Raw genomic sequence first — 14,715 nt, 5'->3', positions numbered from 1 at the left:
TTCGGGATAACTACGGTGAGATTGCCGTGCTCCCGTTGGTCGCTCGCAATGACGAGCCAGTGACGGGACGATCTCGCAACAGACTTTTAGCCCATGCGTAGGCCGCCGGCGCATGGGGTATTGTGGAGAAGCGACGATCGCTGCTGTGCAGATCATACCGGTCATCGATATCATGCGAGGGGTTGCGGTTCATGCGCGCAGAGGGGAGCGGTGGGCATACGAACCGATCCAGAGCGTTCTGTTGCAAGGGGCCGATCCCGTTATCCTCCTGCGGGCGTACTGTGAAACGCTTAAGAGCGCATCGGTCTATGTTGCCGATCTGGATGCGATCATGGGCGGCGGCGATAATCTGGCCCTGATCAAGAAGATGGCCGCTGCCGAGCCGCAGCTTCAGTTGCTGGTCGATGCCGGCATTCACGATATCCAGCAGGCGAGGCGGCTGTTGGATGCCGGCGTAAAGAAGGTCATTATCGCCTCTGAGTCACTGGCGGGTTGTGATGCAGCATCCGGGCTTCTCGCCGCGCTGGGTCCGGAGCGCGCGCTTTTCAGCCTCGATCTGAAAGCACAAGCCGTGGTTTGGCAAAGACCGTCCACCGAGTCGAACGACCCGGTCGCAGCAGCCTTACGCCTGCTGTCACTCGGATGTCGTGAGGCGATTCTCCTCGAGATGGACCGGATCGGTACGGGCGGCGGCCCCAATACAGCGTTACTCGGCAGGGTCACGGCGGCCGCCCCCGATATGCGATTCATTGTAGGCGGCGGCGTCGCATCGGTCGCGGACCTGACAGGCCTGCAGCGCGCCGGCGCGTCGGGGGCGCTGCTTGCCACTACGCTCCACAGCGGGGCGATCACGCGGACGGCCTTGGATCGCCTGGAGGCAGAGACCTAGAAGGCCTCTTCGTAGGAGGCTTCCTGCCCAAACGATTCCTGTACGCCGACCCTGATAGTGACGACCCCCTCGCCCCCGTATTGACGCTTGATCTCTTCCCGCAATAGTCCGCAGATATACCTGGCTAACAGCTCTGCGCTGGTGTTATGGATCGGCAGCAAGAGGACGTCTTCAATCGGAAAGCGGTACTGCTTCTTACCGTAGACCGCATCGACAATCATGTCGCCGCTTTCGATCCGCAGGCCCGCATTCTCGGTCGGCAGCATGACCTTGTGGTTGAGCTGCTCGCAGATCGCTTTCATAAGCGGCTTGACGGCGAGGAAATCGAGGACATAATCGTTCGGCTGAAGCGACCCTTCCAGTTCCACCCAGGCCCTGTAGTTATGCCCGTGCAGGCCCTCGCATTTGCCGTTGCCGAAAAGCACAAAATGGGCCGAGCTGAACTTCAGATTCTCGTGATCAATCCTAATGCGAAACGCAGCCATGATACCTCCTCACTAGCGCCCCCAAAGAGCGTAGGTGGAAGCTATCGCACCGATGTGTCGGCTGTCAAGACCGATTTGCTATCTGTTTCGAAACAACCGCTAGACAGATAATGGGGCAAGTGATAAAATCCCGTCCGCGCGAAATAGGGATGCGTGAACGTGATGACCATCGCCGTAAAAAGAAAGCCGATGCCGGCACTGCTCGGTGCGAGAGAGCGGCGAGATTGTTCTGAACCGACCTGGATCCTGGAATTCTGCGGCCAACAACATGGCCTTCATGAGCAAGCACGCCCGGCCGAATGACATCCGGAGGCACATCGAGCCCCAGAAAGTTCCACAGGAAGGATTCTGCAGCTATTGCTGAGGGATAACCGATGGTGAGAATCGCGATCAACGGTTTTGGACGAATCGGCCGGCTGGCGTTTCGCGCCGCGTGGGAACAGAAGCGGGCGCTTGATGTCGTGGCGATCAACGATCCGGCCGGGGCCCGCACCGACGCCCTGTTGCTGGAATTCGACTCAAACTACGGACCCTTCCCGGCAAAGGTCGAGAGTGACGAGGGCAGCATGCGGGTCGACGGGAAGCGGATTACGGTCTTCCGCGAGCGGGATTGGACCAAGCTGAACTGGTCGGATGCGGGGGTCGACATCGTCCTGGAGTGCAGCGGTCGGGGAACGAATCGTCCGGAGGCCGAAAAGCACCTCGCGGCAGGGGCAAAACGGGTGCTCATCTCTGCCCCGGGGAAGGGCGAGGATCTGACCGTCGTATTGGGGGTCAACGAAGAACGGTACGATCCGGGACAACACCGGATCATCTCGAACGGATCATGCACGACCAACTGCCTTGCGCCGGTTGCGAAGGTCCTCCTTGACGCCTTCGGGATCGAATGGGGATTCATGAGTACGGTCCACAGCTATACTAATTCGCAAGCCATCCATGATCGCGGGGCGGAGGATGTGCGGGAGTCGCGGGCCGCCGCCCTCAATATCATTCCGACCGATACCGGCGCTGCCAGAGCCTTGGTGAAGGTGATCCCGGAACTTGCCGGCCGCTTTAACGGCATGGCCTACCGGGTGCCGACACCCACGGTTTCCGTCGTCGATCTCGTCGCGGAGCTCGGTCGTGATGTGACCCCCGAGACGGTCAATGCCGCGTTCAGGGCCGCGACCACGGGACGTCTCCGGGGAATTCTGGAGGTGTGCGACCGGCCGCTGGTCTCCATGGACTTCAAGGGCAATCCGCACTCGTCCATTGTGGACGCCCTGATGACCCTGGTCCTGAAGGATCGGATCGTAAAGGTGGTGGCCTGGTACGACAATGAGTGGGGGTATTCGTGCCGGATGGCCGATCTGGCTGCGTATGTGGCCGATCAGGATCTCAAACGCGATCAGCAGCGGCTCTGGGGTGTTGCGAAGGGCGAACAGCCGGCATAGTAAGCGTGGAAGATTGAGGGGAGTGAGGAGAAGAGGGTAGGTAAATGGGGGGATCAGTGGAAAACATTCAGGAATCGCTCGACCAGTTGTGTATCAATACCATCCGTACGCTGGCTATGGATGGGGTTCAGAAGGCCAATTCCGGCCATCCGGGACTCCCGATGGGGGCAGCCGCCATGGCGTACACCCTTTGGACACGTGCGCTCAGGCACAATCCGGTCCATCCCTCCTGGCCCAACAGGGATCGGTTCATCCTGTCGCCCGGCCACGGCTGTATGCTGCTGTATTGCCTCCTGCATCTGACCGGTTATGATCTTACCCTGGATGAACTGAAGCAATTTCGGCAATGGGGAAGCCGCACACCGGGACATTCGGAACATGGCATGACGCCTGGCGTAGAGACGACGACGGGACCCCTTGGTCAGGGTTTCGGAAACGGTGTCGGGATGGCGATGGCCGAGCGATTTTTGGCCCATCACTTTAATCGACCGGGCTATCCGATTGTCGATCACTACACCTATGCCGTCGTGAGCGACGGCGACCTCATGGAGGGGGTGACCTCCGAGGCGGCCTCGCTGGCCGGGCATCTTGGACTGGGCAAACTGATCTACCTGTACGACGACAACCGGATCACAATCGACGGCAGCACCGACCTGGCCTTTACGGAGAACGTCGGACAGCGCTTCGAGGCCTACGGGTGGCATGTCCAACGGGTAGACGGCAACGACGTCAAGATGATCGAGGCTGCGCTGAGCACGGCCCAGGCCGAACATGATCGGCCATCGCTCATTATGGCCAGGACCCATATCGCTTACGGCAGCCCGAACAAGCAGGATACGGCGGAGGCGCATGGGTCGCCGTTGGGAGATGAGGAGATACGGCTGACCAAGGAGGCGTTGGGCTGGCCGCTCGAACCTGCATTTCATATCCCCGACGAGGCCTTGGCCCATTTTCGAGAGGCCCTGCAGCGGGGCCGGATCTGGGAGGCCGAGTGGCAGGCCGCATTCGATGCCTATGCGGCGGTATATCCTGAGCTGGCGGACGAGTGGAACCGGGTCATGAGTGGTGGGCTCCCGGAGGGTTGGGTTGAAAAGATTCCGACCTTCACCCCCGCCGGAGGGGGCCTGGCCACCCGTGAGGCCTCGGGCAAGGTGCTGAATGCGATTGCCTCAACCGTCCCGACCCTTATCGGGGGTTCAGCCGATCTGACCCCATCGAACAACACGTACCTGAAGGGCGACGGCGATTTCCAGAAATCGAACGCTGGAGGCCGAAATATTCATTTTGGGGTGCGAGAGCATGCGATGGGGTCGATCCTGAACGGGATGGCGTTGCATCAGGGGGTCATCCCGTATGCGGGGACCTTTTTGATCTTTTCCGATTATATGCGACCCGCCATTCGAGTGGCTGCGCTGTCGCACATCCACGTGATTTATGTATTTACCCATGACAGCATCGGCCTGGGGGAGGATGGTCCCACCCATCAGCCGATCGAGCACCTGTCTTCGCTCCGGGCCATGCCGAACCTCACCGTCATCCGTCCAGCCGATGCGACTGAAACGGCGGTCGCCTGGCGCGCCGCTCTCGAACATCGTGGCGGGCCCGTAGTGCTGGCGCTGACCAGACAGAAGCTTCCGACCCTTGACCGCACAAAATATCCGTCCGCCGACCTCCTTCTGAAGGGAGCGTATATCCTGGCTGATGCCGATCAGGGTCATCCGCGAATTATCCTTATTGCGACCGGGTCGGAGGTGCACCTGGCCCTGGAGGCGTGGGGACGGCTGGCCGACGAGGGGATTTCGGCTCGCGTCGTCAGCATGCCGAGTTGGGAGCTGTTTGATCGGCAATCTGAGGCATATCGGAACGAGGTGCTCCCCCCGGCGGTGACCGCTCGACTGGCCATCGAGACCGGCTCCCCGCATGGTTGGCACCGGTATGTCGGTCTGCACGGAGGTGTGGTCGGCATGACACGATTCGGCGCGTCAGCCCCCTATCAGGTCCTCATGAAGCAATTCGGCTTTACGGCTGAGCATGTCGTATCCCGAGCCATGGAGCTTCTGGCCTGAATCTCGAACTGAAAACTCGGGACTGCACCCTATCCTTCAACCGGGGTGATCCTTCGATCCTCTACACCAAGAGTAGACACCCACCCGGCAATGGGAGAGTGCGATGGCGGATCCACGGTGATCGGATTGACGTCAGGTGTCCGAATCCACTTGCCCGGCGGAAGACCATATCCTACATTCAAACAAGGGGTGGGAGGTCATCAGTTCAGCAAAAAGGAGGAGGCCATGTCACAAGAGAAGAAATATCCGGTGATTCCGGATGAGGATGTGGTCAAACGCCTGGCGCAGGAGCTGCCGGGATGGTACCTCGAGGGGCGATGGATTCGAAGAAAGTATAATACCGACGGCTGGCCGACGACCCTGATGCTGGTCAATACGATCGGCTATCTGGCCGAGGCCGCCTGGCATCACCCGGACCTGGAGGTCACGTGGGGGAAGGTCTGGGTGAAGCTCCGAACCCATGCCGCCGGGGGGATCACCGACAAGGACTTTGCCCTAGCCAAGCAGATCGAGCAGTCGGTTCTGTGGCGGCCGGGAGAAAGTTCCCCCCTTGACGGGACGCCTAACAAATGGGTCCGCGGCGGCAGTCAGGAAAAGAGCAGCGCTTAGAAGTAATACGAGACCCCCAGCAGACCCATCACCGAATTGACGCCGACGTTGGGGCTTTTGCGGCCGGCGTTCGAGATGTGGTGCAGACCCACTTGTGCCAGAATAGACAGGTTATCGGTCAAGAAGTAATTGATGCCCGGTCCCCCCAGGATGGTGAAGTTAAATTGGCTGTTGAGGTCCCGTGGGACATTCAGATCCACGTCGACGATGCCGACGCCGACCTCGAAGAACGGCACCCACCGGGTGCCCGTTACGAAATTATAACGGAAGAGAAGGTTTGCGCCCCCCCCGACCTCTGTTTCCGGGTTTGTTACGAAGAGTAAGGTCGGCTCAAAGATCACCTCCAGGCTCCCGCGGACCGGGAATGGGCCGTGGACATCGGTGACTGTGTAGCCGATCTGGAAGAACACCGGAACAAATTGAACATCGGGTGCTCTATTGGCAAAGATCTTGACGGTGTCGGCGCCGCCGGTCTTGACCCCGAGGTGCCATGTTCCAGCCTGGAACCCTTCTTCGGGGCGGATGGCGGATCGTGACCGCCCTTCACCTGATGCTGGGGGGCCGTCCTGGCCGGCAAAGGCGAGGGTCCGGATAGCGATCAGTTCAGTCTCTCGCCCGAGCTCAACGGCCTCTCGAGCGGTTTCAGCCCACGCGAGGGTAGGTGACAGGATTGCGAATACGGTCAGCCAGACATACATCGGTACACGCCTCAGTCCGTGGATCATAAGAGGTCTCCTCTTGGGTGTGGGTCTCTTGGGTTTTATCTCATGCATTCCGTTGATGTCCTGTTGGACGCCGCGAATCGTCTTTTTTCCGATAGGTTAATCGCACTCGATAATCGATCACACGAGTGCATGGTGTCGGTTCCGTCCGCCTCGCCCGTGTGCCTTCCCAACCGATGCAGACCAGCAGGCCGGCCTTCTCCTGCTGCCGGCTGCCGATCATCGACTCGACGACCTCCAGGATCTCGAATCCGCCATCCCGACAGTCGGGATTGGAACAGGGGAGCAAGGGGTCGAATGCTCCAGCCGCCGCTCGGATGGAATGTGAAAAAATTCCGTCTTCGGCAAGCGTTCCCTCTCCCGGTCGACGGTACGCCTTCCACTCGACGGTGACCGTGTCGACGGTCGGAAACCGCTTCCCGAGGTCATTGATTCGGGCCACGACCGTCAGTTGGCACCGGTTCTCACTCGGCGCGGTTTCTGTGGTCCAGGCGCCGGTAGAAATTCTTGATTGATCGGTATTCCCCTTCGACACATCGGGCAGTCCTTCGGGGTATATGTCGGGAATTCCCGATCGACCAGCGTGAAAAATGGGAACTTGAAGTTCACCTTTCGGATGCGCCGCCACAGCGTCCCGATCCCGACCACCGTACCGCCAAGCGATTTGACCAATTTAATCAGCCCCTTGACCGTCTCGCCGGTGGTCACGATGTCTTCGACGATCAGTACCCTGGGACCGCCGACAAAATACTGTCGGAACTCTCTCGGCAATACGACCTGGGTGCTGCCCGAGTCGGTCCGTTGCTTGTTGGCATAGATAAAGCGAGGTCGCAGCGGATGGGCGCGCGCGACGCAATGGCCCAGCAGGGCGGCTCCATAGCCGGTGGTCAGGACCAGATCGATCGGTTCGTCCGCAAAATGTTTTGCGATGACGTCTCCCAGCCCTTCCGTAAAGGCCGGTTCGGTCGTGGCCAATGCCTTCTCCACATACTCGTGGGCATGACGCCCTGAGGGTAACACGAAGTGATCGTTGGTCAGATACGCTCCGGTCCGGAGGATGATACCCCGGTTGATCCGTTCCAAGATCTCCGCGTCCATGACTACCCCTCACGCATGATCGCCGCTCGGCCCTCAGCAATAGGTTGTGTGCTGACGGCTCACTGCTGCAAGATCACGCCGCCGTGACCTTGCTGAAATTTGCGATCCCGCAAAACAGATCGGCAACCTCCTTCAGGATGGCCAGACGGTTGTCCTGTAGGTCTCGATCGTCCGCCATCACCAGGACCTCTTCAAAGAACATATCCACAATGGGACGAATCGCAGCGATGAGTTGCAGGGCCCGCACGTAGTCGCCGGCCTGTATCAGGTGCGCCGTCTCAGCCCGCAGCGTAGTCGCCTCACCATGCAGCGCCCGCTCTGCACTGCTTACGAACCGCTGCGGATCGACCGGCTTCGAGAAGCCCTTGGGCAGGATTCGGATCACCCGTTTGAAGGTGACGGCCAGTTCGGCAAAATCGGACTCCCGCCTGAAGGCGGCCAGGGCCTCGGCGCGTTTGCCGGCGTCGGCGACCCGCTCGGCATCAACAGAAAGGGCGGCCTCGACGAGATCACCGGGGACCCCCCGTTCCATCAGGACCGCCTGCAGTCTGGCCGACAGAAACTCCATGACCTCCCGGGCAACCCGTTCACGGGGTAGCGCCAATCGGTCGCCGAACAGTTCCAGGCTCTTACCGATCGGCTGCGAGAGCGGTAGATCGACGCCTGCATTGAGCAGGATCTGCACGATCCCCTGCCCGTGCCGGCGGAGGGCGTACGGATCCTCTGAGCCGCTCGGTATCAGACCGATCCCGAAACAGCCGCAGATGGTATCGAGCCGGTCCGCCAGCCCCACCAGTGCGCCCACCAGACTCTCCGGCAGCCTGTCGCCGGAAAAGCGAGGCAGGTAGTGCTCTTCGATCGCCTGAGCGACGATGGCAGACTCTCCGGAGAGCTGCGCGTATTCGCGTCCCATGACCCCTTGCAGGGTAGGAAACTCCTTGACCATCGTGGTGACGAGGTCGGCCTTGCAGAGCTGTGCCGCCCGACAGGCATCCCGGACCAGGTGCGGGGCGACCTGTTCGGCCAGGTGGGCGGTAAGCTGCGTAAGCCGCTCGACCTTATCGGACATCGTGCCGAGTCGCTCCTGAAACGTGATCCCTTTCAGGTGAGGAATCCGCTGGTGGAGTTGGAGCCTGCGATCCTCTTCGAAAAAGAAGGCGGCGTCCTTCAGCCGCGCCCGTAGGACCCGCTCATTGCCGGCGCGGATCAGGTCCATATCCTTCGCCTTCATGTTGGAGATCGCCACGAAATAGGGGAGGAGCGTGCCGGCCTCATCGGTCACCGGAAAATACCGTTGGTATTTTCGCATAGGGGTCATGATCACGTCGCGCGGCAGGCTGAGATACTCCCGCTCAAAACGCCCGCAGACGACGGTCGGATACTCGACCAGACCGGCTACCGTCTCCACCAGGTCGTCGTCGAAGACCGGTTTACCGCCGACCGTGGCGGCGGCATCGACCGCCAGCCGCATGACCAATTCCCGACGGTGGTGCTGGTTCACCACGACATACCGTTCCTCCAGTTTCTCGATATAATCCTGGAAGCTTCGAACGCGCACCTGGCCGCGGCTCAGGAACCGGTGACCGAACGTCTTATTGCCGCTTGTGATTCCGTCAATGTCGAAGGGGATCACCCGACCGCCGTGCAGCGCCACGAGCCACCGGATGGGACGGACAAACCGGAACGTACCCTGTCCCCATCGCATCGACTTGGGAAAGGAGAGGGACGTGATCAGGCGGGGGAGGGCAACCGGCAGCAACTCCTCCAGACGCATGCCCCGCTCCACAATCGTCGCAACGACATACTCGCCCCGGTCGAGGGTCTTCACGTAGAGGTTTTCGACCGGGACCCCCTGCGCCCTGGCGAAGCCGAGTGCCGCCTTGGTCGGACGGCCCTCCGGATCGAATGCCGCCGCCCTGGCCGGTCCGACGACCTCGCGCACCAGGTCACCCTGGTTCTGCTCCAGCCGCTCAACATATAAGACCAGGCGACGCGGCGTCCCGAACGTACGCACGTCCTTAAACGCGATACGCTGTTCTTCGAACAGACGACGCGCCTGCGCCTCCAGATCCTTCAGGGCCGGCATCAGGTAGCCGGAGGGGATCTCTTCGATGCCGATTTCAAACAACAGTTCTTGGGTCATGATAGATGCGTGCGTGCGATGCTGTTATGACGGCCATGCCTTGAGAAGCGGGTAACCCGCCTCTTCACGCTGCTTCACATAGGCCTCGGCGCAGCGGCGGGCGAGGTTACGGACGCGACCGATAAAGCCGGTTCGCTCGGTGACACCGATGGCCCCCCTGGCGTCCAACAGGTTGAACGTATGGGAGGACTTGAGACAGTAATCGTAGGCCGGCAGGATCAACCCCTTGTCGATCAGGCGGAGTCCCTCCTGCTCGTACTTGTCAAACAGTTCACACTGGAGCGCCACATCGGCCTCCTCGAAATTGTGGACCGACCATTCAACCTCGCCCTTGTGATGGATGTCACCGTAGGTGACGCCCTTGACCCACGTCAAATCGTAGACGTTGTCGACCCCCTGCAGGAACATGGCAATCCGTTCGATTCCGTAGGTCAGTTCCGCAGAGATCGGTTTCAGGTCGATACCCCCGGCTTGTTGGAAGTAGGTGAACTGCGTAATCTCCAGGCCGTCCAACCACACCTCCCAGCCCAGACCCCAGGCGCCGAGGGTCGGCGACTCCCAGTCATCCTCCACGAAACGGATGTCGTGTTTGAGCGGATCGATGCCCAGACTCCGGAGGCTCTCCAGGTAGATCTCCTGAACGTCGTCCGGAGACGGCTTCAGAATGACCTGGTATTGGTAGTAATGCTGGAGGCGATTCGGGTTTTCCCCGTATCGTCCGTCTGCCGGACGCCGGGTCGACTCGACATAGGCGACATTCCAGGGCTCAGGGCCCAGGACACGCAGGAAGGTCGCCGGATTCATCGTCCCTGCGCCCACCTCCACGTCATACGGCTGCTGAATGACGCAACCATGCTCTGCGTAGAATCGTTGCAGCGCGAGAATCAACTCCTGGAACGTCATGGCGTGTCCTGTCGAACTCTTCACGATCATGCGTGTACGTTTGAGAAAGTGAAAGGGAGAAGTGTATCACCTACAATACGGCGGATTCCTTGAAAAGCCCAACCCCGCTGAACAGTAGCAACATCGCCTCCCACCTGTCAAGGAAAAACCTAGGAAACATGGGCGTTTCCACCCGGATGCGACAGGCGATAGGCCGCGGACAGTGTTGACGGGTCCGCGAGAAAAGTGATCTCAACCTTGCCCCTCGCAGGTGTCGCCGGACCGGCGGTCGTAGCAGAGGGCGCCGCGCACGTAGGCCTGTTCGACGATGCGGTCATCTCCACGAAAGATCATGCGCGAAAGCAGCGTGTCAGGCGCGATGTTCAGTCCGGTTTCCGACGCCAAGGGGCTGAGTCTCTGCGGGTTCACGACGATGAAGTCCGCCTCTTTGCCATGCGCAAGGCTGCCGATCTTGTCGTCGAGTCCTAAGGCCCGGGCGCCTCCGAGCGTCGCCATGTACAAGACAGTTGAAGGGAAGATCTCTCCGCCGCCGGAGCCAGGGAAAAACCTGCGGGCGGTGTGCGTATATATCGTCGTACGCATGATTTCAAATGGTGCAAGGGTCGGCCCACCCCCTGCATCCGATCCTAAACCGATATGCAGCCCCATATCCAGCAGTTCGCGCAACGGCATGAGTCCGCTCTTGAGGAAGAGGTTTGAGGTAGGGCAGTGGGCCAAACGGCTCTGCGTCTGTGCAAGCAGGCGCCGCTCATCCCGGCCGACATAGATGGCGTGGGCCAGTAGAGTTTTCGGTCCCAGGAGGCCGGATCGGAGGTAGACATCGGTGTAGCTGTACGCCTCTGGGAACAGTTCCCTCACCCACTGTACCTCTGCAGGACTTTCGGCTAAATGGGTCTGAATGTACGCGCCGTACCGACCTGCGAGGTCGCTCACACCCTTCATGAGCGCCCGACTGCACATTGGCGCAAATCTTGGGGTGAAGGCATAGAGTAATCGTCCATCGGCCGCGCCGTGCCACCTTCGGCACAACTCCTCGCCGGCCTGAAGCGACTCCGAGGTATTTTCCAGGAGGTAGTCCGGGGCGTTCCGGTCCATCATCACCTTTCCGATGATCGCTCTGATGCCTGTCTGCTCCGCCCACCGAAAGGCCATGTCGACACCGGCCTTTTGGATTGAGCAATAGACGGCGGCGGTTGTCACGCCATGGGCGAGGAGCGAACGGAAGAAGATAGGGCACAGGATGTCGGCTGTCTCAGCGGTGAACCGGCTTTCGCAAGGAAAGATATAGGCGTTCAGCCACTCCAACAGGTCTTTACCGTACAGCGCGACGGCGGCATATTGCGGCAGATGGGTGTGGGTATCGATGAAGCCGGGCAGGATCAGGCGTCCTGAGCGGTCAACCAACACGGCGTGCGGGTAGTGATCTTGCAGTGCACGATATTCGCCAACCCCGAGGATACAGCCGCCCCCGTCTACGACGAGTCCTCCGTCGGTATGGACCGCGTACCGATCTTCCGCCATCGGATTGACGATGCACCCGCGGAACAGTCTTATCGGCTGCATCTGTACGCTCGTGTCAACCTTAACCGGCCGAAGGTCATGCTGATGACGGAGACAGGATGCTCCGGCACTTTCTATTGCGTGTGGGTTGACGCAAGATTGTGCCACAGATACGGTAAGGCGCCGTATCTGTAATGGGGAGCGACCAGCGACAGAGGAACATCGTCTCGGCACGGAGTACAGGTCGTTCCCGCGCCAAGAGCGCAATGAAGTGCTCGTGTACGACGTGGGTAGCCGGACGACTCCGGCCGTCCCTCAGGCCGCCTTCTTCTGCTTGCCGTTCCTGAAGAATATCAGGCCGCCGACAAGAACGGTCAGGCCAAACACGATACCGACCACCTGGAGCCCGACCTTGGACAAAAATGAAGAACCGGCCGCCTGTGTCTGAAGGCCGACCGTAAAGGGCATAGTGAACGTCGGATCAACAGCCTGAATTTCCGCTTGTGTCGGATCGCCGCCACTGCCGTGGCTGTGTTTGACCAGGTCCCACTCTCCCGGGTCAGAGGCGGTATGGGGCTTATGGGCAATTCCCGGCCCGACACCTTCCAGCTTCATAATGGCCTTATAATGACCGGATGTCGGAATATCGGCAACAACTCTGACCGATCCATCCCGGTACACCGCCGGCGGCAGCGAGATGATAGCGTGGGAATGGTCGCCGTGACCCTCGCCGTGAGTTTTACCCGGCTCTTCGTTGGCTTCTACGATCTGGACGGAGATCGGCAACTCCCGCATCTCCTCATTGAGCAGGTCAAAGGTAATCGCCATCTTACCCGTCTTCGGAACCGCTTCGCAATACGACTGGAATTCCCGCTTCAGTCCCTCGGACCCGACTTCCTGCAGCATGCCGAGCGCCGCTTCGCCGTACTGTTGCTGGTAGGCCGAAAAGTGCACCGTGTAGTGGCCCTTCTTTTGGACACACGCGTCCATTTTGTCCATGCCGCCCATCCCCTCACCGCCGTGGGCGCGAGCCTGAGACGTCCAGGCCACGAGCAAAAGCATCGCACAACATACCGACATCAGGTGTTTCACCATGCAACCCCTCCTTCAGCAATTACACAGATTGCTACTGCCAACAATTTCATTATGTGTATTCTACACCAAACCGCGTACTATTTTCTACTGTTCAGTTTAATGGGATTCCAATCGATCCTGGGGGCGTTGGGTGTCACGTTCCTGAAGGCGCTGTTCGAGCTCGGCGATCCGCTGCGCCTGGTGCCGTATCCGTATGCGTAGCCGGAGAGTCCCTGGGAGGTTCAGGATGAGTGCCATGATCGCGCCGAGGGCGGTTGAGATCAGGATTACGACCACCAACGAGCTCTGAAACTGCCACCAGCCGAATGTGACGATCGCCTCGCCGGAGTTTTGAATGGAAAAGATGGCGACGATCATCGCGAGCAAGAGGAAACCGATGAGAGAGAACTGATTCATGCGCCGCCCTCTGTATGATGTACGGCCGGCAGCTCTTCGATCTTGATTCGGGCGATCCGCCGGCCCTCCATATCGACGATCGTCAGTTTCTTGCCCTGATAGGTGATGTTGTCGCCGCCCTTCGGCACCCGCTGAAGTTGAGTCAGCATGAAGCCCGCCAGCGTCTCATACTCCGGTGATTCGGGGAACGGTAGTTCATGCTCGTCGCGCAGGTCTTTGATGCTGAGCGAGGCGTCGACGATGAGCGAGCCGTCCTTCAGCCGTTCCACAGACCTTTCGGCCGGTTCGTATTCATCATGAATCTCGCCCACGATCTCCTCGATCAGGTCTTCGATCGTCACCAATCCATCCACACCGCCATGCTCATCGACCACGATCGCCATCGACGTATGCCGCCGCTGAAGCTCCTTCAGAAGCTGACTGACCTGCATCGTTTCCGGAACAAAGAAGGCAGGGTGGATCATCGTCTGGAGCGGGGCCTGTCGATGCTCCAACTGCAGGCGCAGCAGGTCCTTGTAGTAGAGGACGCCGCAGATATCGTCGAGACTCTTGCGGTAGACCGGATACCGGGAGTAGCCGGTGTCGACGATGTGTTGCAGCGCCTCTTCCAGTGGGGTATCCAGTTCGATGGCATCGATCTGGGGGCGAGGGATCATGACCTCCTTGACCGAGGTTTCCGTAAATTCGAAGACGCTGTGGATCAACTCCTGCTCGGTCTGGTCGAAGATCCCCTTTTCCTTTCCCTCCTGAACCATCAGTTTGATCTCCTCCTCGCTGACAAACCCAGTCGTTCCCTGGGGGGCAGCGCGGAAGATCGACAGGATGAGTCGGCTGGATGCGGTGAGCGGACGGCCGATCAATGAGAACCAGCGGGCCAGGGTCTCATGGGGTCCGGCGAGCGCAAGGGCCACCTGTTCGGCATAACGCAGGCCGAGCGATTTAGGGACCAGTTCGCCGAAGACGATGGTGAGATAGGTGATGACGACAACGACGATCCCGAGCGCGACCAGCTCACCCGCCACCCCCAGGCCGTCGCCTGGCAGGCGATCGAGCAGGGGCCGAATGACGCGCACCGCCAGCGCCCCGCCGATAGCGGACGCGAGCGTGCTGACGAAATTGATCCCGATCTGGATCGTGGCCAGGAACCGATCCGGGTCATCCTTCAGCCGCTGAACCGCCGATGCCCGGCCGTCCCCCGCCTCTACAAGTTCCTGCACCCGGCTGCGACGCAGCGAGATCACCGCAACCTCAGAGCCGGCAAAGAACCCGTTAATCAGGATCAACACGAAGATGAACAGTGTCTCGAGTACGAGCGTGCCGCCGCCTAAGCCTTCTATCATACAACTCCTTTTTTAGCTGTTCGCGTTCACGGTAAA

14 protein-coding genes are annotated in these 14,715 nt (G+C 60.0%); 4 read left to right on the top strand and 10 right to left on the bottom strand.

Translation table 11 applies throughout. From position 1 onward, the window contains the following. Positions 1 to 112 precede the first annotated feature (112 nt). Positions 113 to 889 (top strand): hypothetical protein, encoded by a 777-nt coding sequence (locus tag C3F12_02115; GenBank protein PWB48576.1) that lies wholly within the window; start codon positions 113 to 115, stop codon positions 887 to 889. Here the strand turns inward: C3F12_02115 and C3F12_02110 are convergent. Continuing rightward, on the bottom strand, positions 886 to 1,374 hold the full coding sequence (locus C3F12_02110) for a 6-pyruvoyl tetrahydrobiopterin synthase (protein ID PWB48575.1): 489 nt from the start codon (positions 1,372 to 1,374) through the stop codon (positions 886 to 888). The two genes, C3F12_02115 and C3F12_02110, sit on opposite strands and share 4 nt — an antisense overlap. Before the next feature lie 374 nt (positions 1,375 to 1,748). Here C3F12_02110 and gap point away from each other — a divergent pair, with 374 nt between their 5' ends. The 3 genes from gap to C3F12_02095 all read left to right on the top strand — a co-directional run bounded on the left by gap (position 1,749) and on the right by C3F12_02095 (position 5,482). Further along, positions 1,749 to 2,807 carry a type I glyceraldehyde-3-phosphate dehydrogenase gene (gap, locus tag C3F12_02105; GenBank protein PWB48574.1) on the top strand — a complete coding sequence of 353 codons (1,059 nt, stop codon included), beginning with the start codon at positions 1,749 to 1,751 and terminating at the stop codon, positions 2,805 to 2,807. Between the two features lie 44 nt (positions 2,808 to 2,851). Continuing rightward, positions 2,852 to 4,873, top strand: coding sequence for a transketolase (gene tkt / locus C3F12_02100; GenBank protein PWB48573.1), 2,022 nt, complete (start codon positions 2,852 to 2,854; stop codon positions 4,871 to 4,873). A gap of 225 nt (positions 4,874 to 5,098) precedes the next feature. After that, complete coding sequence (locus C3F12_02095; GenBank protein ID PWB48572.1) at positions 5,099 to 5,482, top strand: 4a-hydroxytetrahydrobiopterin dehydratase; 384 nt, start codon at positions 5,099 to 5,101, stop codon at positions 5,480 to 5,482. Here C3F12_02095 and C3F12_02090 read toward each other — a convergent pair. From C3F12_02090 to C3F12_02050, 9 genes are all read right to left on the bottom strand, one after another. Further along, on the bottom strand, positions 5,479 to 6,255 hold the full coding sequence (locus C3F12_02090) for a hypothetical protein (protein ID PWB48571.1): 777 nt from the start codon (positions 6,253 to 6,255) through the stop codon (positions 5,479 to 5,481). The genes C3F12_02095 and C3F12_02090 overlap by 4 nt on opposite strands. Further along, positions 6,248 to 6,646 (bottom strand): hypothetical protein, encoded by a 399-nt coding sequence (locus C3F12_02085; GenBank protein ID PWB48570.1) that lies wholly within the window; start codon positions 6,644 to 6,646, stop codon positions 6,248 to 6,250. The genes C3F12_02090 and C3F12_02085 overlap by 8 nt, the downstream gene beginning before the upstream one ends. A gap of 5 nt (positions 6,647 to 6,651) precedes the next feature. Further along, positions 6,652 to 7,302 carry an orotate phosphoribosyltransferase gene (locus tag C3F12_02080; protein PWB48569.1) on the bottom strand — a complete coding sequence of 217 codons (651 nt, stop codon included), beginning with the start codon at positions 7,300 to 7,302 and terminating at the stop codon, positions 6,652 to 6,654. Between the two features lie 73 nt (positions 7,303 to 7,375). Next, the gene (locus C3F12_02075) at positions 7,376 to 9,445 is read right to left on the bottom strand and encodes a glycine--tRNA ligase subunit beta (GenBank protein PWB48568.1); all 2,070 of its coding nucleotides are present in this window, start codon (positions 9,443 to 9,445) and stop codon (positions 7,376 to 7,378) included. 24 nt (positions 9,446 to 9,469) lie between these two features. Continuing rightward, positions 9,470 to 10,348 (bottom strand): glycine--tRNA ligase subunit alpha, encoded by an 879-nt coding sequence (gene glyQ, locus C3F12_02070; GenBank protein ID PWB48567.1) that lies wholly within the window; start codon positions 10,346 to 10,348, stop codon positions 9,470 to 9,472. Positions 10,349 to 10,579: 231 nt separating this feature from the next. After that, positions 10,580 to 11,911: a guanine deaminase gene (gene guaD, locus C3F12_02065; GenBank protein ID PWB48566.1), complete on the bottom strand. Its 1,332-nt coding sequence runs from the start codon at positions 11,909 to 11,911 to the stop codon at positions 10,580 to 10,582. A gap of 252 nt (positions 11,912 to 12,163) precedes the next feature. Further along, positions 12,164 to 12,943 carry a hypothetical protein gene (locus C3F12_02060; GenBank protein ID PWB48565.1) on the bottom strand — a complete coding sequence of 260 codons (780 nt, stop codon included), beginning with the start codon at positions 12,941 to 12,943 and terminating at the stop codon, positions 12,164 to 12,166. A 96-nt stretch (positions 12,944 to 13,039) separates the two neighbouring features. After that, positions 13,040 to 13,339: a DUF1049 domain-containing protein gene (locus C3F12_02055; GenBank protein ID PWB48564.1), complete on the bottom strand. Its 300-nt coding sequence runs from the start codon at positions 13,337 to 13,339 to the stop codon at positions 13,040 to 13,042. Beyond that, complete coding sequence (locus tag C3F12_02050) at positions 13,336 to 14,679, bottom strand: HlyC/CorC family transporter (protein ID PWB48563.1); 1,344 nt, start codon at positions 14,677 to 14,679, stop codon at positions 13,336 to 13,338. Before C3F12_02050 ends, C3F12_02055 begins: the two co-directional genes overlap by 4 nt. Between the last annotated feature and the right edge of the window lie 36 nt (positions 14,680 to 14,715).

The organism is Candidatus Methylomirabilota bacterium, from assembly GCA_003104975.1.
GTDB lineage: Bacteria > Methylomirabilota > Methylomirabilia > Methylomirabilales > Methylomirabilaceae > Methylomirabilis.
This window is presented reverse-complemented; position numbering and strand designations above follow the sequence as displayed.